Source organism: Streptomyces sp. NPDC058401 (genome assembly GCF_042722885.1).
Classification (GTDB): Bacteria; Actinomycetota; Actinomycetes; order Streptomycetales; family Streptomycetaceae; genus Streptomyces.
This window is the reverse complement of record NZ_JBHXKA010000066.1, coordinates 1-17,780: the sequence shown is the minus strand read 5'-3', so window position 1 is coordinate 17,780 and position 17,780 is coordinate 1. Positions and strand designations below refer to the sequence as shown.

Below are 17,780 nucleotides of genomic sequence, written 5' to 3'. Positions count from 1 at the left end.
TGCCGGAGGCTGCCGGGGCGGTTACGTGAAGACGACCGTCCGGGTCCCGTTCAGCAGGACCCGGTGCTCGCTGTGCCACTTCACGGCCCGCGCCAGCGCCTGGCACTCCACGTCCCGCCCGATCGCCACCAGCTGGTCGGGGGTGACCTCGTGCCCCACCCGCTCGACCTCCTGCTCGATGATCGGGCCCTCGTCCAGGTCGGCCGTCACGTAGTGCGCGGTCGCACCGATCAGCTTCACGCCCCGGGCGTGCGCCTGGTGGTACGGCTTCGCGCCCTTGAAGCTCGGCAGGAACGAGTGGTGGATGTTGATGATCCGCCCGCTCATCTCCTTGCACAGGGTGTCCGACAGCACCTGCATGTACCGCGCGAGGACCACGAGATCGACCTGTTCGGCGCGCACCAGCTCCAGCAGCTGCGCCTCGGCCGCCGCCTTCGTGTCCTTGGTCACCGGGATGTGCACGAACGGGACCCCGTAGGAGCCGACCAGTTCCTCGAAGTCGGTGTGGTTCGAGACGACCGCCGCGATGTCCACCGGCAGCGCGCCGATCCGGTGGCGGAAGAGCAGGTCGTTGAGGCAGTGCCCGAACTTCGACACCATGAGCACGATCCGCATGCGCTCGTCGGAGCGGTGGATCTGCCAGTCCATCCGGAAGCTGTCGCCGATCGCGGCGAAGCTGGCCCGCAGCTTCTCCACGGTCACCGGAGCGTCGGCCGCGAAGTGGACCCGCATGAAGAAGAGGCCGGTGTCGCGGTCGCCGAACTGCTGGCTGTCCTCGATGTTGCACCCGGTCATGAACAGATAGCTGGACACGGCGTGCACGATGCCCTGCTTGTCCGGGCATGAGAGGGTCAGTACGTACTGCTGCGTGGCCTGGGGCTGCGGGTCGTCGCTCATGACCCCACAGCCTTCCACATCACGCCGCGCGCGTGAGGATCCTCAGGACGTCCAGAGAGCGCGGCCGTGCGTCCGGGTCGTCCCCGTCCACCGTCGCCAGCCGTACGTGGGCCTCGCGCGCGGCCCGTACCGCCTCCGGCCAGGCATGGTGCTCCAGGTAGCCGGAGACCGGGGCGTCGGGGCCGATCTGGTGCATGATCCGCAGCACGCGCAGCACGGCGAGGTCCACCAGGGCCGCTTCCTGCGAGTCGCGGAAGATCGTGCCGACGTACTTCTCGGCGGACCAGCTGTCGAGCCAGGTGTCCTCGACGAGGCGGTACACGGCGTCGGTGACGTCCCCGTACCCCTCGGCGCCGGCCAGCCAGGTGTCCTCTTGGAACGCGGGGTCGGAGAGCATGTGCAGCGCCGAGCGCACGTTGCTGCGCCAGCGCCACCACGGCATGTCGTTGAGGGGCATGCCGCCCATGGTGGAGGAGCGGCCGCCGCGGCGGGAAGAGTTCTTCGAACCTTGGGCGAATGTCACGCTTTCGATCGTACGTTCCCGTCCGGCGTGATCTTGAGGCGCCCGGACCCGGCGGCCCGGACCCGCCCGGCGCTCACTCACCGTGTGCGCGCCACCCGTAATTCACCTGGGTGTCACCCGATGTTGTGCACACCTCACACTTCAGTTACCCGGGGCGCGGAATGGTGCATGCACATGACCACCCGGCGACGCGCATCAGCACTCTCCCGCACCTTTCTGGCCCGGACCACGGCCATGGCGATGGGCGCGTGTCTCGTCGCCGGCTGCGGGGCGCTCCCCGGAGGCTCGGGGGGCTCCGGGGGCGCCGACACCCTCACGGTCATGACCTTCGCCCCGGTGGACTCCAAGGCGACCAACATGCCCGGCATGCCGGGCATGGCCAAGGCCTACGAGCGCTGGGTCAACTCCAAGGGCGGCATCAACGGCCGCAAGCTCCGCGTCCTGACCTGCGACGAGCGCAATACGCCCACCGGCGCCGCGGACTGCGCCCGCAAGGCGGTCACCGAGAAGGCCGTCGCCGTCATCGGCTCCTACAGCCAGCACGGACGCGCCTTCCTGGCCCCGCTGGAAGCCGAGGGCATCCCGTTCATCGGCGGGTACGGGGTCTCCGCCGAGGAGTTCCAGTCCCCGCTCTCCTACCCCGTCAACGGCGGCCAGCCCGTCCTGGTGGCCGGCGCCGGCCACCAGCTGGGGCGCTCCTGCGCCAAGGTCGCCCTGGTCCGCCCCGACACCCTCGCCGGGGATTCCCTGCCCCTCCAGCTCAACTCCGGCCTCAAGGCCAACCAGATGGGCGAGGCCAGCGACATCCGGGCTGCCGAGGACTCCGCGGACCTCTCCGTCCAGGCCAACGAGGCGCTGGCCGCCTCCTCCCCCGGCGCCCCCGCGAAGGGCAGCGCCGGTGGGGCGAAGGACGGCTCGGGTTCCGGCTCGGGCTCGGGCTCCGCGAAGGACGGCAAGGAGAAGGGCTGTGTGGCCGCCGTGCTCGGCGCCCGTACCGAGACCTTCTTCGACGCCTTCCGGCGCGCCGACTCCCAGAACCGCAAGCCGCAGATCTCCTCGGTGCTCGGCTCGGTCAGCCAGGCCCTGGTCGACCGCACCGGTGGCAAGGAGAGCCCCTTCGAGGGCGCGTACGTCACGAGCTGGTACCCGGTCGCCTCCGACCCGCTGTGGACGCAGATGCGCAACGTGATCACCGACCACGCCTTCGGCGACAACGCCGTGGACCCCGACGACAGCGGAGCCCAGACCACCTGGATCGCGTACACGGTGTTCAGCGAGATGGTGAAGCGGTTCAAGGAGGACGAGGACCTCACCGGCCGCACCCTCACGCGCAAGCTCAACCAGTCCGACCCCGTCAAGACCGGCGGCCTGACCCCCGACCTCAGCTGGCGCTACCAGGACATGCGCGCCGTCTCCGGCTTCCCCCGCATGGTCAACGGCCGGGTCACCTTCCAGATCGTCCAGCAGGGCCGCCTGGTGGCGCAGCCGGGCGGCGAGCAGTCGCTGGACATGACCAAGACCCTGGAGCAGGCGCCCCGTTCCAGCTAGGGGGTGTCTTGCGGAGCCCGTCCTACAGCTGGCTCTTGTCGCGCTTGGTGAGGCCGTACTTGCCTGCGATGGCGTTCCACATCCCCGACGCGTTCTCCTTCGCCCGGGTGGCGTCGCCGCTCGCCTTGTTCCCGTCCGAGGCGTTGCCGGTCGACTTGGCCTTGCCGTCCTTGCACTTGTCGCCGTCCGACTTGAGGTCGTCCGCCCAGGACGCGTAGCTGTTGTCGGCCTCGGCGGAGGACTTCCACGCCTTGGTGAGGGCCGCGGTCAGCTTCGCGCTGTCCGGGAGCTTGTCCACCTTCAGCTCCTGGAGCCGGGTCACCAGCTCCTCGCGCTGGCGGGCCGCGTCGCGCAGGTCGACGGCCGCCTGGTCCAGGTTGCTGCAGCCCTTGATGTCCTCGACGGCCTTGATCACCGCGGCCCGGCTGTCGTTGCTGTCCGCGAGGAGCTTGTCGAGCTGGACCGCCTGCGGCTGCGCGGGGTCCAGCGGGGCCTCCCCCTTGTCCGCGGTGGAGCTGCCGGGGGCGGGGGTGGGGGCCACGGCGGCCGGGTCGTTGTTCTGCGCCTTGCCGTCGCTGAGCACGGCACCGACCCCGAGCCCGACGACGGCCAGGCCGATGACGACGGCGGCGATGATCGCGGGCGAGACCTTGCGGGAGGCGGGCGCCGGGTCCTGGTCCGGGCCCTGGTAGTGCGGCGGCGGCTGCTGCTGGAACTGCTGCTGCGGCGGCGGCGCGTACTGCTGTTGCGGATAAGGCTGTTGGTGCTGCTGCTGCGGATGGGGGCGCTGCGGCGGCGGCTGCCGGCGGAGCACCGGCTCCTGGACCGGCGGCAGTTGCTGCGTGTGCGGGACGTCCCCCCGGAACAGCCCGTCGAAGCCGGCCGCGGGATCGGCGGGTGCGGCCGGGACCGGCGGGATGTACTGCGTGGCGGCCTCCTCGTACGAGGGGGCGGCCGGGACCGGCGCGATGTACTGGGTGGCGGCCTCGCCGTGCGCGGGGGCCGCGGGCACCGGCGGTATGTACTGGGTGGCCGCCTCGCCGTACGCGGGGGCCGCCGGGACCGGCGCGATGTACTGGGTCGCCGCCTCCTCGTGCGCGGGGGCCGCGGGGACCGGCGGAATGTACTGGGTGGCCGCCTCCGGCAGCGGCGGGTAGCCGTAGCCGTGGGGGTCGCCGGGGCCCTCGTAGCCGGGGCCGACGACGTGGCCCTGCGGGTAGCCGTAGGCGGGGCCGCCGGGTGCGGGGTAGTCGTAGGAGGGCTGTCCGTACAGGTACTCCGGCTCGCCGCCGGGCTGCACGGGCGGCTGCGTCGGCGGCTGCGCGGGCACCGGCGCGCCCCACGGCTCGCCTCCCTGCGGGCTGCCGCCCTGTCCGCTCTCCGTCACCGGAACTCCCTCTCCGACCTGTCCGCGTCTACGGAACCGTCGGCTCACGCTACAGTTCCCCGCCGAGTTTGCCAGTGTCGGCCTCAGCGCCGCAGGCCGTAGCGGATCCCGTACAACCCCCGGGGCGGGTCGGCGGTCCAACCCGTGCAGTCGATCATGCGTACGCACGGGGAGATTCCGGTGAACAGCTTCAAGAGGACCATGACGGCCGTCGGTACGGCGGTCGTCATCGCGGCGGTGGGGGCGCTGGCGGCTCCCGCCGCGAGTGCCGCCGTTCCGGAGGCGCGGCATGCGGCCCTGGCGGCCGACCCGGGGGCGAAGTCCGCAGAGATGGCGCTGCCGGACGCCACCGTCCATCAGAACTGGAACGACCAGTTCATCGTCTTCGTCGACGCCGACGCGAGCGTTCCGAGCCGGGTGGAGGTGCGCCGGGCAGGCACCGACAAGGTCGTCGCCGTGGTCGACGACCTCACGTACAACAACCCGGGTCCCGACGAATCGGGCGGTCCCAGCGTCCGGTGGTACGAGGGTGACAAGCAGCCGCTCGTCCTCGACGACATGACGGACTACGAACTGGACGTGTACACCTCGGACGGCACCAGGGAAGTGAGCCGTCGCAACGCCGGACGGTTCACCTACGCGCTCGACGCCAGGGTCGAGGCGAAGTCCAGCCGGCAGGAGTTCTCGCTGGACGACCTCGACACGCAGGTCACCGGCTCGGTCACCGCGGTCCACCCGCGCACCGGGCAGCGGCTCCCGCTGGCGGGCGCACGCGTCCGTGCCCACCTGGGTAAGGGCTGGGGCGACGGGGTGTCCGACGCGCAGGGGAAGTTCGCCACCTCCGTCGCCGCCCTCGGTACCGAGCAGACCCTGACCCACACCGTGGCCCTGGCGAGCGGGGACACCGAGGCGGCCGCGACGGCCCCCTCGAAGATCCGGGCCCAGAAGTCCAAGCTGACGCTGGCCTCGACGGCGCCCCTGACCGCGCGGTACGGGACCGGCGTGCCCGTGCGCGGCAAGCTCACCCGCCTCGCGGACGACGGCACGGTCAAGCCCGCCGCCGGACGCGGCGTGGCCGCCACGGGAGTCGGGCAGGCAACGGCCACCACCGGAGCCGACGGGAGCTACACCCTGCTGCCCCCGGTCTTCAGGACCGGCTCCCTGAGCGTGCACGTCCAGGACGCCTGGCTGGTGGGTGACGGCGCGCGCACCGCGACCGTCGCGAAGGTCACCCACACGACGAAGGTCACCGAGGAGAAGCTGGTCTCCACCGACAAGTACGGCAAGCTCACCATCAGCGGCAAGGTCTCCGTCGACGGCATCACCGGCCAGCAGGCGCCGATCGAGGTCCAGTACCAGACCTCGCCGGGCAAGTGGGTCACCCGCCAGTCCTTCACCGTGCCCTACAACAAGACGTTCACCGTGACGGTCGGCACGCCGAGCGGCCAGCCGTCCGACGGATGGCGGGTCCGCACGCCGGGCACCTCCAACATCGGCCCCAGCACGGGCACCAAGGTGCTCCGCCAGACCCGCGCCGAAACCCAGATCAGCGGCGAGCGCTTCGGACCGAGCCCCGTCGCCAAGGGGAAGCAGCTCTCCGTCTCCGGAGTCCTGAGCAGGTACACGCCCACCGAGGGGTTCGTCGCGTACCCCGGCCAGAAGGTCCGCTACTACTTCCGGCCCGACGGCTCCACCACGTGGAAGGAGATGGGCACCTCCGTTTCCGCGGCCAACGGAGCCGTGAGCAAGAAGTTCACCGCCCAGAGCAGCGGCCACTGGCGCATCCGCTTCGTGGACGCCGATGCCAAGCACCTCTCCGACACCGGCCAGGAGGGCCGCATCGAGGTCAAGGGCTGATCCGGCGGACCGCCGCCCGGACACCCGGGCGGCGGGGTCAGCCGACCGGCTCCAGGCGGGCCGTGAACTCCCGGGCCGCCGGTTCCTCCCGGTAGGGGTCCAGGCGGGTGCGGAAGTCCTCCAGGTAGACCGTCCCGCGGTGGGAGCGCAGGCCCGACAGGAGTTCCGCCGCCTGCGTGGCCGTCTGGCAGGCGGCTTCCACCTCGCGCTGCTGCACCCGCGCCGCCGCCAGCAGGAGCAGACCGATCGCCCGGCGCCGCGCCTTGCCCGCCGGGAGGTCCCGCAGGGACTCCTCCGCGCGCTTCACCGCCGCGTCGGCCTGCCCCAGGTCCCGGTGGCAGTGCGCCAGTTCGTCCGCGAGGTACGCCCCGTCGAAGTGCCGGATCCACTCCGGGTCGTCCCCCGACTCCGGCTCCGCCCGCTCCAGCGCGGTCAGCGCCCGCGAGGACAGCACGGCCGTCGACCGTGCGTCACCGAGCAGGGCGTGGCCCCGCGCCTCCGCCGCGTAGAACATGGCCTCCACCCGCGGGGTGACCTGGCCCCGCGTCCCCTCCTGAGCGGCTCTCGCCAGCTGCGCGATCTCCCTCGGATTGCCCAGTTCGGCCGCGAGGTGACTCATCGAAGCCGCCAGTACGTAGCCCCCGTACGCCCGGTCGCCGGCCGCCTGGGCGAGCCGGAGCGCCTGGATGTAGTAGCGCTGGGCCAGGCCCGGCTGGCCGGTGTCCACCGCCATGTAGCCGGCCAGTTCCGTGAGGCGGGCGACCGCCGCGAACAGGGCCCGGCCGACCGGCTCCCGGTACGAGCCGCCGATCAGGCCGGAGACCACCGAGTTGAGGTAGTGCACGACCACCGGGCGCACGTGCCCGCTGCCGAAGCGGTGGTCGAGGTCCTTCAGCGCCTGCGTGGTGGCCCGTACCGCCTCCACGTCCGACATCCCCACCCGGGAGCCGCCGCTGCGCGCGACCTGCGCGTCGGCCCCGGTGATGAGCCAGTCGCGGCTCGGCTCGACCAGCGCCGAGGAGGCCACGCTCGACCCCGACAGGAAGTCGCGCCGGCCCACGTCGCTCCGCCACAACTCGCTGACCTGCTCGATCGCGCCGATGACGGTCGGGGAGAACTGCAGGCCGACGCCGGAGGCGAGGTTCTTTCCGTTGGCCATGCCGATCTCGTCGATGGTGACGGTCCGGCCGAGTTTGCGGCCCAGCGACTCGGCGATGATCCCGGGGGCCCGGCCGCGCGGCTGCTGGCCCCGCAGCCAGCGGGCCACGGAGGTCTTGTCGTAGCGGAGATCGAGGCCGTGCTCGGCCCCGCACATGTTGACGCGCCGGGCGAGCCCGGCATTGGAGCACCCGGCTTCCTGGATGAGCGCCTGCAGCCGTTCGTTCGGCTGGCGGGCGACGAGAGGCCTGGCTGCCATGAAAACCCCCAGAGACGCGGGTGATCGTTCGAATGATCACTTCCCGCCTGATGTGCGGGGAATCTTCCCCATTGCGTCCTGTCGTTACCCACCTCCGGCGCCCCGGCCTCCTACGCGCCCCCCGCGATGCACCGATGCGCCCCGCATGCAGGATCGATGCTCCCGAGCCCGGCCGGTTTACGCCCGTAACTACCGGTGACCGCAAGAGTTGTGTTGCACGTGGAAGAGACCATCGGAGTCACGGAGACCGCGCCCATCCCCCTCCAGCGCAGTGAGCCGCTGCTGGACCATGCCGTGCGGTACACGGAAGAACGGCACTGGGATGTCTTCGCCGGCACCTGGCTGGAGTCCGGCGACGGACGGGAACAGTGCTCGTGCGGTGCCGAGCAGTGCCCGGCGCCCGGCGCGCACGCGGCGGGGAAGGACTGGGCCTCCCAGGCCTCGGGCAGCGCCGTGCAGGTCAGGCGGCTCTGGGGGCGGAACCCGAAGGCCGCCATCCTGCTGCCCACCGGCCGCACCTTCGACGCCCTCGACGTCCCGGACGCGGCCGGTTTCCTCGCCCTGGCCCGGCTCCAGCGCATGCAGCGCACCCTCGGACCGGTGATCGCCAACCCGGCGGGGCGGATGCTGTTCTTCGTCCTGCCCGGCGCCGGGGCGAAGGTGCCCGACCTGCTGCGCAAGATCGGCTGGCAGCCGGCCCAGCTCGACCTGGTCGCGCGCGGTGAGGGCGAGTACGTGGCCGCGCCGCCGACCCGGATCGGCGGACGCGGCTCCGTGCAGTGGGCGCAGCCGCCGACGGCCGCGAACCGGTGGCTGCCGGACGTGGAGGAGCTGATCGACGCGCTGGCCTACGCCTGCGGGCGCGAGGCGGCCGCGGAACGGGCCCGGCGCACGCCCTGATCCGGGCCCGCTCGCCCTGACCAGCGGACATGCCCTGCCGGAAACTCATGACATAAGTAACTGCTCCGCCTCTTCCCCTCCTCCTATGGTGAGAAAAGCAGGACACGGGGAACAGGACGAGAGGCAGGCGCATGCCGGACCAGGGCGTTGCGACGGGCGGGACGGACGGAACGGGCGGCGGTGTGCGACCCGCACCGACCGCCGCACCCGCCGTGCGGGTCGAAGGTTTGTGGAAGCGGTTCGGCGAGCAGGTGGCCGTGTCCGGGATCGATCTCGAACTGCCCGCAGGGCAGTTCGTCGGCCTGGTCGGGCCGAACGGCGCGGGCAAGACCACCACGCTGTCCATGGTGACCGGGCTGCTGCGCCCGGACATGGGCCGGGTGATCGTCGCCGGGCACGACGTGTGGGCGGACCCGGTCGAGGTGAAGTCCCGGATCGGCGTGCTGCCGGAGGGGCTGCGCCTCTTCGAGCGGCTCTCCGGGCGGGAACTGCTCGGCTACATGGGCCGGTTGCGGGGGCTGCCGGGCCGGGAGACGGACAGCAGGGCCACGCAGCTGCTGGAGATCCTGGACCTGGCCGGTTCGCAGAACAAGCTGATCGTCGACTACTCGACGGGCATGCGGAAGAAGATCGGCCTGGCCGCCGCGCTGCTCCACAACCCCGAAGTGCTCTTCCTGGACGAGCCGTTCGAGGGGGTGGACCCGGTGTCCGCGCAGACCATCCGCGGAGTGCTGGAACGTTACACCTCCTCCGGAGCCACGGTCGTCTTCTCCTCCCACGTCATGGAGCTCGTCGAGTCGCTGTGCGACTGGGTGGCCGTCATGGCCGCCGGCCGGATCAGGGCCTCGGGCTCGCTGGCCGACGTACGGGGCGACGCACCCTCGCTGCAGGCCGCGTTCCTGGAACTGGTCGGGGCGCAGGGCCGGGCCACCGGCGAGTCCCTGGACTGGCTCGGCGGCGGGGCGGCGGCCAACGGCGGGAGCAACGGGGCGGGCGTCCGATGAGCACGCCCACGCCTACGCCTACGCCTACGACCACGCGCGCCCCGGCACCCGCGGCCGGGCCGGCCGCCTCCGCGGCCGCGTCCGTCAACATCACCCCGATCTTCGTCCGGCTCAAGCTGTCCCTCCTGCGCAACGGCCTCAAGGGCTCCTCGAAGCGCAAGGCCGCCTACTTCGGCGCCCTCGCCTTCGCCCTCGTCGTCGCCTTCTTCGCCACGCTCGGCCTCGCGCTGCTGCGCGGCAACGCGCACGCCGGCACGGTCGTCGTCCTGCTGGCGGCGGTCCTCGCCCTCGGCTGGACCTTCGTCCCGCTGTTCTTCCCGACCGGCGACGAAACCCTCGACCCGAGCCGGCTGGTCATGCTGCCGCTGCGCCCGCGGCCGCTCGTACGGGCCCTGCTGGCCTCCTCGCTCGTCGGCATCGGCCCCCTGTTCACGCTGTGCCTGGCCGTCGGCTCGGTGATCGCGATCGCGCGGGGCGCGGCGGGCGCGGTGGCGGCCGTCCTGGCCGTACCGCTGCTGCTGCTCGGCTGCGTCGCCCTGGCCCGGGCGGTGGCGACCGCCAACGTCCGGCTGCTGACCAGCCGCAAGGGGCGCGACCTCGCGCTGCTCAGCGGCCTGCTGATCGCGATCGGCGCGCAGGTGGCGAACATCGCCGGCCAGCGGCTGTTCCAGGCCGGCGGACTGGAGCAGCTGGAGCCGGCCGAGGCGGTCGTGCGCTGGCTGCCGCCCGCGACGGCCGTCGGGATGGTGGACTCCGCGAGCGAGGGCTCGTACGGGACCGCGGCCGCCCAGCTCCTGATCACGGTCGCGGCCCTCGGGCTGCTGCTCTGGTTCTGGGAGCGCAGTCTGACCAAGCTGATGGTCACCCCGGACGGTTCGACGGTCGCGGCCGCCAAGGAGAAGAAGCCGGCGAACGGCGCGGCCGGTGGCGGCTGGTCGCTGCTGCCGGACGACCGTACGGGCGCGGCGATCCAGCGTGCGCTGCGCTACATCGTGCGCGACCCGAAGACCAAGTCGGCGTGGGTGTCGGCCCTGGCGGTCGGCCTGATCATCCCCGTCGCCAACGCCTTCCAGGGCAACGGCTCGGTGTACCTGGCCTGCTTCGCCTCGGGCATGCTCGGCGTCCAGATGTACAACCAGTTCGGGCAGGACACCTCGGCCTTCTGGATGGTCGCGCAGACCATCGGCAGCGCCCGTGACGCGTACCTGGAACTGCGCGCCCGCGCCCTGGCCCTCGCGCTGGTCACCGTGCCCTGGACGGCCCTGGTCGCGGCGGTCACGGCCGCCCTGGTCGACAACTGGGCCGGTCTCCCCGGCGCCCTGGGCCTGGCACTGGCCCTGCTCGGCTCGATGCTGTGCACCGGAGCCCTCGCCTCGGCCCGCTTCCCGTACTCGATCCCGACGGACGGCGCCTTCAAGAACGTCGCCCCGGGGCAGGGCGGCCTGGCCTGGGCCGGGATCTTCGGCGGCATGCTCGCCTCGGCGCTGATCAGCTCCCCGGTGATCGTCCTGGCCATCTACTTCAACGTGGCCGACCAGCAGTCCCTGAGCTGGATCCTGCTCCCCCTGGGCGTGGCCTGGGGCACCCTGGCCACCTGGGCCGGCCTGCGCCTCGCGGCCCCGACGGTGGTGCGCAAGCTCCCCGAGATCCTGCTGGCGGTCAGCAAGGGCTGACCGGCGGGACCGGTCGGCGGGGCGGGTCGGCGGGGCGGGTCGGCGGGGCGGGTCGGCTCACCCGGCCAGGGCGGTGTCCGCCTCGGCGAGGGCCGACTCGCCCGCGCTCAGAGAGTCGTAGACGAAGTGGACGGTGGCCCCGTCGATCCCGCAGTACTCCGAGATCCCGACCCGCAGCAGGCGGTCCACCGGCCCGTCCCAGCCCAGCTCCTTGAACTTCGCCTCGGGGTAGCTCACCAGCGGGATCCACACCATCCGCTTGCCCTTCAGGAGGGGTTGGCGGCGCCCGTAGGCGAAGCCGTTGTTCCAGACCCGGTCGATCCAGCCCTTCAGGACGGCCGGCAGGCCGAACCACCAGAGGGGGAAGACCACCACGAGGATCTCGGCGGCGGCGATCCGGTCCATGTGGGCCCTGGTCTCGGCGGAGTACTCCTTGTCGGGGTCCGACCAGTCCGGCTCGTCCTCGGTGCCCATCCGGGGGTCGAAGCCCTCGGCGTGCAGATCGAGCAGGTCGACGGTGTGGCCGTCGGCCTCCAGCCGGGCCACGGCGCGGCGGGCCAGCTGGGCGGTCAGGGAATCGGCGCGGGGGTGGGCCAGGACGACCAGGGCGGCGCTCATCGGGCATCGGTGGCGGTGGCGGCGGTGGTGGCGGTGGCGGGGATCGCGGCCGGGGAGAGGCGGACCAGCATCTTGCCGGTGTTCGCGCCGCGCATCATGCCGAGGAAGGCCTCCGGGGCCCGCTCGATGCCGTCGACGACGGTCTCCTCCGTCCGCAGGCTGCCGTCCGCGAGCCAGCCCGCCGCCCGGCCGATCCACTCCGGGAACAGGTCGAAGTGGCTGGAGACGAGCATCCCGCGCAGGGTCACCTCGCGGGCCGCGGCCTGGAAGAGGTTGTCCGGACCCACCGCCGGAGCGGTGGAGTTGTAGCCGCTGATCGCACCGACCATGGCGATCCGCCCGCCCCGGCGCATCGCGCCGATGGCCGCCCGGAGGTGGTCGCCGCCGACCGCGTCGAGGTAGACGTCGATGCCCTCGGGGGCCGCCTCGGCGAGCTGGCCGGCCAGGTCGCCCTGGCGGTAGTCCACGGCCGCGTCGTAGCCGAAGCGGTCCAGGAGCCCCCGCGTCTTCAGCGGGCCGCCCGCCGAGCCGATCACCCGGGAGGCGCCGAGGCGCCGCGCCAGCTGCCCGGCAACGCTGCCGACCGCTCCCGCGGCGGCGGAGACGAAGACCACGTCACCCTCCTTGACCGGGGCCGTGCGGGTCAGCGCCGCGTACGCCGTCAGGCCGGTGGTGCCGAGCGCACCGAGGTACGCGGACTGCGGGGCGAGCGCGGGATCCACGACGGTCGCGGCGGCCGCGTCGAGTACCGCGTACTCCCGCCAGCCGAGGAAGTGCGAGACGGTCGCCCCGACCGGTACCGCCGCGGAGCGGGAGGCGACGACCTCGCCGATCGCGCTGCCTTCGAGGGCCGTGCCGAGGGCGAAGGGCGGGATGTAGGACGGGGCTTCGTCCATCCGGCCCCGCATGTACGGGTCCACGGACATCCAGGTGTTGCGGACGAGGATCTGGCCCTCGGCGGGCTCCGGGACCTCGGTGGCGACCAACTCGAAGTGGTGCGGGCCCGGTTCGCCGACGGGGCGGGAGGCGAGGCGGATCTCACGGGAGAGGGCGCTCGTGGTGGGGGTGCTCGTGGTGGGGGCGGCGGTCGTCATCTGACGTTTCCTTCCGGTGTGTTCGGCGGCCGCTCGGTCGCGGTCACAGGAACACCGTGTCCGGGGCCGCGCACGGGCCGCGCACGCGTCACGCACGGGGCCGCGTACGGGGTCGCGCACGGCCGCACCCGGCGGTCTGACGGGCAAGAAGTAACGTTGCGGCATGCGTTTCGAGGTGCTGGGGCCACTGACCGTCCGCACGGATGACGGGACGCCCGTGCCCGTTCCCGAGGCGAAGGTACGAGCCCTGCTCGCGGCCCTCCTCGTACGCGACGGCCGGCCCGTGCCGGTGGACCGGCTGATCGACGACCTGTGGGGCGGGGCGGGCGACGCCGCCCCCGGCAACCCGGGCAACACCCTCCAGACCAAGGTCTCCCAGCTCCGCCGGACCCTCGCCCGCGCGGAGGACGGCGCACGCGCCCTGGTCGCGTACGGTCCGGCGGGCTACGCCCTGCGCGCCCCCGCGCGGGCCGTGGACGCGGACCGCTTCGAGGAACTGACGACGGCCGCGCGCAAGGAGGCGCAGCCGCGGCCCCGGGCGGAGCTGCTGTCCCGGGCGCTCGGGCTGTGGCAGGGGGAGGCGTACGCCGACTTCCGGGACGCGGAGTTCACGCAGGCGGCGATCGCCCGGCTGGAGGAGCAGCGGATCACGGCGTACGAGGACCTGGCGGAGGCCCGCCTGGAACTCGGCGAACACCGCGAACTCGCCGACGAGTTGGCCGGGCCCGCCGCGGCCCACCCGCTGCGCCAGCGGCTGCGCGGCAGCCAGATGCGGGCCCTGTACCGGGCCGGCCGGCAGAGCGAGGCCCTCGCCGTCTACGCGCACCTGCGCGGGCTCTTCGCCGAGGAACTCGGCATCGACCCCGGTGCGGAGCTCGCCGCCCTGTACGAGGCCATCCTCCGCCAGGACCCGGCGCTGGCGGGCCCGGAGGCGGCCCCGGCTCCGGTGGTGGCCGCCGGCCCCGCGGCCGGGCCCCTCCCCGGGCCTTCCGCGCAGGGGGCCCGTGGGGGCCGGGCGTCCGGGGGCGGCGGCGGGAACCTGCCGACGCCCGTCAGCTCCCTCGTGGGCCGCGAGGAGGCCGTCGCCCGGGTCTGCGCGGCGCTCGGGGCCGGCCGGCTGGTGACGCTGTGCGGGCCCGGCGGCGTCGGCAAGACCCGGCTGGCGCTCGCCGCCGCGGCACGGCTGGAGGAGGCCCACCCCGACGGGGTGTGGTTCGTGGAACTCGCCGGCGCGCCCGGCACCTCGGTCGCCGAAGCGGTGGCCGCCGCGATCGGAATGCGCGAGGACGACGCGGGCGGCGGCTCCGTGGAGGAGCGGCTCGCCGAGGCGTTGCGGCGGCGGGCGGCCCTGCTCGTGCTCGACAACTGCGAACACCTCCTCCCGGCCGCCGCGGCCCTCACCGAACGGCTCCTGCGCCGCGCCCCCGGCCTGCGCATCCTCGCCACCAGCCAGGAACCGCTCGCGCTGTCGGGCGAGGTGATCGAGGCCGTCGCCCCGCTCGCGGAGGCGCAGGCCGTGGAACTGTTCGCGGCCCGCGCGGCCGCCGCCGCCCCCGGCTTCGCCCTCGGCCCCGACACCGCCGGGGCCGTGGCCCTGATCTGCCGCCGGCTGGACGGGATCCCGCTCGCACTGGAACTCGCCGCGACCCGGGTGCGGGTCCTGGGAGTGCAGGCCCTGGCGGATCGACTGCACGACCGGTTCCGCCTGCTCAACCAGGTGCGCCGGGACGCCCCGGCCCGCCAGCGCACGCTGCGCGCGATGATCGACTGGAGCTGGGAGCTCCTCTCCCCGCCGGAGGCGACGGTCCTGCGCCGGCTGTCGGTGTTCGCGGGCGGCTTCACCGTGGAGGCCGCCGAGGCGGTGTGCGCGGACGGGGGCGCGCGGGATGCGGGGGTCGCCCGTGAGGACGTGCTCGACCTGCTCACCCGGCTCGTGGACTGCTCGCTCGTGGTCTCGGCGTACGGGAACGGGGCGTACGAGGACGGGGCGTACGGGGACGCGCGCCTGCGGCTGCTGGAGTCGGTGGCGGCGTACGGGCTGGAGCGGCTCGACACCGCCGGGGAGACGGGCGCGACCCGGCAGCGGCACGCGGAGTACTACACGGAGCTCGCCGAGCGCGCGGCCGGGCGGCTGCACGGCCCCGAGCAGGGCGAGTGGCTGCGACGGCTCGACCGGGAGGGCCCCAACGCCCGGGCCGCCCTGGAGCACGCGGGCGCCGGGGAGTTGGGGCTGCGGCTGGTCGGCGGACAGTCCTGGTACTGGTTCCTGCGCGGCCGGATCCAGGAGGCCACCGAAGCCACCCGGGCGGCGGGGTCCACGGCCCTGCACGCCGCCTTCGCCCTGCTCGGAGGCGACGACCGCCACCTGGACGGCGACTTCTCCGGCGCCGGCCTCCGTGAACAGTGGCTGCTGGCCTACGCCCGGTGCGGCTTCGGCTCCGGCGTCCTGGAGGACGAACTCCTCCCCTTCCCCGCCCGGTTCCGCGAAAGCGGCGACCGCTGGGGCGAAGGGGTCGCCCTGCTCACCCTCTCCACGCGGGCCCTCTACGACGGCGACCTCGCGGAACTGCGCCGCAACGCGGAGGCAGCCGCCGCGGTGTTCACGGAACTCGGAGACCGCTGGGGCCAGTTGCAGACCTCGGAGCAGCTCGGCATCCTCGCCGAGGTGACCGGGGACTACGAGGCCGCGGCGCGGCTCCACGAGGACGGAGTACGGGACGCGCGGGAACTGGAGCTGTGGACGCACGCCTCCTTCCGGCTGGCCCGGCAGGGCCGCATCGCGCTGCTGACCGGCGACCTGGCCCGCGCGGCCGCCCTGCACGGGGAGGCCCTGCGGCTGGCGGAGGAGCAGTGCCACCGCCCGGCCGAGCAGTTCGCGGCGATCGGGCTCGCCCTGGGCGCACGGCGCGGCGGAGACCTCGACGGCGCGGAGGCCCGGCTGCGGCCGTGGCTCGACTGGAACCAGCGGCTCGGGGTGGACTCCGGGGCGGCGCTGATCCTGGCGGAGCTGGGGTACATAGCGGAGCTGCGCGCCGACCCCGCCACGGCGGAGTCCCTGCACCGGCAAGGCCTCGCGGCGGCCCTGCGCACCGGGGACCCCCGCGCGCTCGCCCTGGCCCTGGAAGGGCTGGCGGGCATCCTCCCGCCCGCCCGCGCCGCCTCCCTCCTGGGCACGGCGACGGCCCTGCGCGCCTCGGCGGGCACCCCCCGCCCGCCGGCGGAACGCACCGACACCGACCGCGCCACGACCCGAGCCCGCACAGCCCTGGGCCCGGCCGCCTTCACCACCGCCTTCACCCAGGGCGAAGCCCTCCCCCTACCGGCCCAACTCGCCCTCCTGGACGGCCCGTAACCGCCCCGGCGGCCCCACGAAGCGGCCCACAGGGCCCTGGAGGGCCCCATAGGGCGACAGAGGCGACCAGAGGGCGGAGGGCGCCCTCGCCCTGTCCTCAGGGCTCCACTGGGCCTCGTAGGCCCTCACAGGAGCGAGGGCGGGACAAGGCCCCGCGCCCAGCCCCCACCGAGCCCGACTCGGGGCCCCGCCCAGCCCTCCACCGGGCCCGCCCGATCCGCGCCAAGCCCCGCAGGGACCCGGAGGGACCGGCGACTTACGCCGAGGCCTTGATGCCCTCCAGGAACGGCTCCACCGCTGCGCGCCAGGCCGTGGGGTGGTCGTAGTGGAGGTAGTGGCCGGCGTCCGGGATCTCGGCGTACTGGCCGGCCGGCAGGACGCGGACCATTTCCTGGGCCTCCGCCCGGCCCAGTTCGCCGTCCAGGCCGCGGACGACCAGCGTCGGGCAGCGCACCTGGGCCAGTTCCTCCCAGTGCGCGTCGTGCACCCACGTCTCGCGCGCGGTCAGCATCTGGCGGCGCGAGAACAGCGGGCGCCAGCCGTCGTCCGCCTCGTGCATCACCTCCGCGAAGAACTCCCCGCGGCCGGGGTCCGGGCGCTCCACCCGCGGGTCGTCCTCGCCGAACCAGCGCCGTGCGGCGTCCTGCGTGGGGAACGGCAGCGGCCAGTGGCGGAACCATTCCTCCCACTCCTGCTGCGAGGCCTCCCCCAGCGCGGACGCCCGCATGTCGCAGATGACCAGGGCCGCCACGAGGTCGGGGCGGCGGGCCGCGAGCTGCCAGGCGGTGAGGGCGCCCATGGAATGGCCGATCAGGGTCACCGGCGCGAGGCCGAGCTGCTCGACGGCCGCTTCGGCGTCGGCCACGAAGGCCTCGCGTCCGTAGGCGATGGAGCTGCCGGGGCCGGTGGTCGGGGGGCGCTCGCTCTGGCCGTGGCCGCGCTGGTCGAGGGCCACGACGCGGCGGCTCGCACCGAGCCAGCGGGCGGTGCCCGCCCAGTGGAAGGCGCGGCCCATCAGGCCGTGCAGTAAGAGGGCCGCGGGCTCACCCGAAGGCGATGGAGAGGCAGGTGGAAGTGGAGACGGAGACGGGCGCGGTTCGGGCTCTCGCTCCGCGGCCGTCGCGCGGAACTCCCAGGCCGCCAGGCGTACGCCGTCGGCCCCCGTCACATCGAGGCGTCGTACCACCGCAGATGCACCCCCTTCGCTCCCGGCCACAGTATCGAACCCGTATTCGAAAACGGGGTTCTCGCCGACAACACCGCTCTTTCGAGTGACCTTGCTCAAGGATTGACCGCCGCTGCCGATGGAGATCCTTTCAACAGGGAGGCGGACCGCTCGGGGAAGACGGTCCGAAGGGATGACCTTGAGAGCTCGGGGCTCCAGGTCAAGCAGGGGAGGACCGGTCCCGGCGCCGGAAGGCGGCGGGCCCAGCCCAACAAAAACGCACCGGGCCACAACGGCCGACACCACCCCGCTTGGCGCGCACAGGCGACCAGGTGGAACCGACGA

At 73.5% G+C, this 17,780-nt stretch carries 13 protein-coding genes; 6 read left to right on the top strand and 7 right to left on the bottom strand.

What is annotated here, in order from left to right; all coding sequences use genetic code 11:
- Positions 1–21: 21 nt before the first annotated feature.
- Both purU and ACFWNV_RS23520 read right to left on the bottom strand, forming a co-directional pair.
- Positions 22–897 (bottom strand): formyltetrahydrofolate deformylase, encoded by an 876-nt coding sequence (purU, locus tag ACFWNV_RS23525; protein ID WP_383950371.1) that lies wholly within the window; start codon positions 895–897, stop codon positions 22–24.
- Positions 898–916: 19 nt separating this feature from the next.
- Entirely contained in the window at positions 917–1,363 is a 447-nt protein-coding gene (locus tag ACFWNV_RS23520) for a hypothetical protein (protein ID WP_383950427.1), read from the bottom strand.
- A gap of 231 nt (positions 1,364–1,594) precedes the next feature.
- Here ACFWNV_RS23520 and ACFWNV_RS23515 point away from each other — a divergent pair, with 231 nt between their 5' ends.
- Positions 1,595–2,968, top strand: a complete 1,374-nt coding sequence (locus tag ACFWNV_RS23515) for an ABC transporter substrate-binding protein (RefSeq protein WP_383950369.1) — start codon at positions 1,595–1,597, stop codon at positions 2,966–2,968.
- Positions 2,969–2,990: 22 nt separating this feature from the next.
- On the opposite strand, the gene ACFWNV_RS23510 is transcribed toward ACFWNV_RS23515, so the two are convergent.
- Positions 2,991–4,355, bottom strand: coding sequence for a hypothetical protein (locus ACFWNV_RS23510; RefSeq protein WP_383950366.1), 1,365 nt, complete (start codon positions 4,353–4,355; stop codon positions 2,991–2,993).
- Between the two features lie 180 nt (positions 4,356–4,535).
- On the opposite strand from ACFWNV_RS23510, the gene ACFWNV_RS23505 reads away from it, so the two are divergent.
- Positions 4,536–6,212, top strand: coding sequence for a hypothetical protein (locus tag ACFWNV_RS23505; protein WP_383950363.1), 1,677 nt, complete (start codon positions 4,536–4,538; stop codon positions 6,210–6,212).
- 37 nt (positions 6,213–6,249) lie between these two features.
- Here the strand turns inward: ACFWNV_RS23505 and ACFWNV_RS23500 are convergent, their stop codons facing one another.
- Positions 6,250–7,629, bottom strand: a complete 1,380-nt coding sequence (locus tag ACFWNV_RS23500; RefSeq protein WP_383950361.1) for a transcriptional regulator — start codon at positions 7,627–7,629, stop codon at positions 6,250–6,252.
- A 219-nt stretch (positions 7,630–7,848) separates the two neighbouring features.
- Between ACFWNV_RS23500 and ACFWNV_RS23495 the strand changes: the two genes are divergently transcribed.
- The 3 genes from ACFWNV_RS23495 to ACFWNV_RS23485 all read left to right on the top strand — a co-directional run bounded on the left by ACFWNV_RS23495 (position 7,849) and on the right by ACFWNV_RS23485 (position 11,206).
- Positions 7,849–8,529 (top strand): bifunctional DNA primase/polymerase, encoded by a 681-nt coding sequence (locus ACFWNV_RS23495; RefSeq protein WP_383950358.1) that lies wholly within the window; start codon positions 7,849–7,851, stop codon positions 8,527–8,529.
- Between the two features lie 131 nt (positions 8,530–8,660).
- Positions 8,661–9,533: an ABC transporter ATP-binding protein gene (locus ACFWNV_RS23490; RefSeq protein ID WP_383950355.1), complete on the top strand. Its 873-nt coding sequence runs from the start codon at positions 8,661–8,663 to the stop codon at positions 9,531–9,533.
- Positions 9,530–11,206, top strand: a complete 1,677-nt coding sequence (locus ACFWNV_RS23485; protein WP_383950352.1) for a transporter — start codon at positions 9,530–9,532, stop codon at positions 11,204–11,206. The genes ACFWNV_RS23490 and ACFWNV_RS23485 overlap by 4 nt, the downstream gene beginning before the upstream one ends.
- Before the next feature lie 57 nt (positions 11,207–11,263).
- Here ACFWNV_RS23485 and ACFWNV_RS23480 read toward each other — a convergent pair whose 3' ends face one another.
- Together ACFWNV_RS23480 and ACFWNV_RS23475 are read right to left on the bottom strand one after the other, a co-directional pair.
- Positions 11,264–11,824, bottom strand: a complete 561-nt coding sequence (locus ACFWNV_RS23480; protein ID WP_383950350.1) for an NAD(P)H oxidoreductase — start codon at positions 11,822–11,824, stop codon at positions 11,264–11,266.
- On the bottom strand, positions 11,821–12,918 hold the full coding sequence (locus ACFWNV_RS23475) for an NADP-dependent oxidoreductase (protein WP_383950347.1): 1,098 nt from the start codon (positions 12,916–12,918) through the stop codon (positions 11,821–11,823). The genes ACFWNV_RS23480 and ACFWNV_RS23475 overlap by 4 nt, the downstream gene beginning before the upstream one ends.
- 163 nt (positions 12,919–13,081) lie before the next feature.
- Between ACFWNV_RS23475 and ACFWNV_RS23470 the strand changes: the two genes are divergently transcribed.
- Entirely contained in the window at positions 13,082–16,270 is a 3,189-nt protein-coding gene (locus ACFWNV_RS23470; protein WP_383950344.1) for a BTAD domain-containing putative transcriptional regulator, read from the top strand.
- A gap of 256 nt (positions 16,271–16,526) precedes the next feature.
- On the opposite strand, the gene ACFWNV_RS23465 is transcribed toward ACFWNV_RS23470, so the two are convergent.
- Complete coding sequence (locus tag ACFWNV_RS23465; RefSeq protein ID WP_383950341.1) at positions 16,527–17,456, bottom strand: alpha/beta fold hydrolase; 930 nt, start codon at positions 17,454–17,456, stop codon at positions 16,527–16,529.
- Positions 17,457–17,780 lie beyond the last annotated feature (324 nt).

Excerpts from the sequence above, each read along its gene's own strand:
- ACFWNV_RS23475 (WP_383950347.1), bottom strand. The coding sequence starts at position 12,918 with ATGACGACCGCCGCCCCCACCACGAGCACCCCCACCACGAGCGCCCTC.
- purU (WP_383950371.1), bottom strand. The coding sequence starts at position 897 with ATGAGCGACGACCCGCAGCCCCAGGCCACGCAGCAGTACGTACTGACC.
- ACFWNV_RS23515 (WP_383950369.1), top strand. The coding sequence starts at position 1,595 with ATGACCACCCGGCGACGCGCATCAGCACTCTCCCGCACCTTTCTGGCC.
- ACFWNV_RS23490 (WP_383950355.1), top strand. The coding sequence starts at position 8,661 with ATGCCGGACCAGGGCGTTGCGACGGGCGGGACGGACGGAACGGGCGGC.
- ACFWNV_RS23470 (WP_383950344.1), top strand. The coding sequence starts at position 13,082 with ATGCGTTTCGAGGTGCTGGGGCCACTGACCGTCCGCACGGATGACGGG.
- ACFWNV_RS23500 (WP_383950361.1), bottom strand. The coding sequence starts at position 7,629 with ATGGCAGCCAGGCCTCTCGTCGCCCGCCAGCCGAACGAACGGCTGCAG.
- ACFWNV_RS23520 (WP_383950427.1), bottom strand. The coding sequence starts at position 1,363 with ATGGGCGGCATGCCCCTCAACGACATGCCGTGGTGGCGCTGGCGCAGC.
- ACFWNV_RS23480 (WP_383950350.1), bottom strand. The coding sequence starts at position 11,824 with ATGAGCGCCGCCCTGGTCGTCCTGGCCCACCCCCGCGCCGATTCCCTG.
- ACFWNV_RS23485 (WP_383950352.1), top strand. The coding sequence starts at position 9,530 with ATGAGCACGCCCACGCCTACGCCTACGCCTACGACCACGCGCGCCCCG.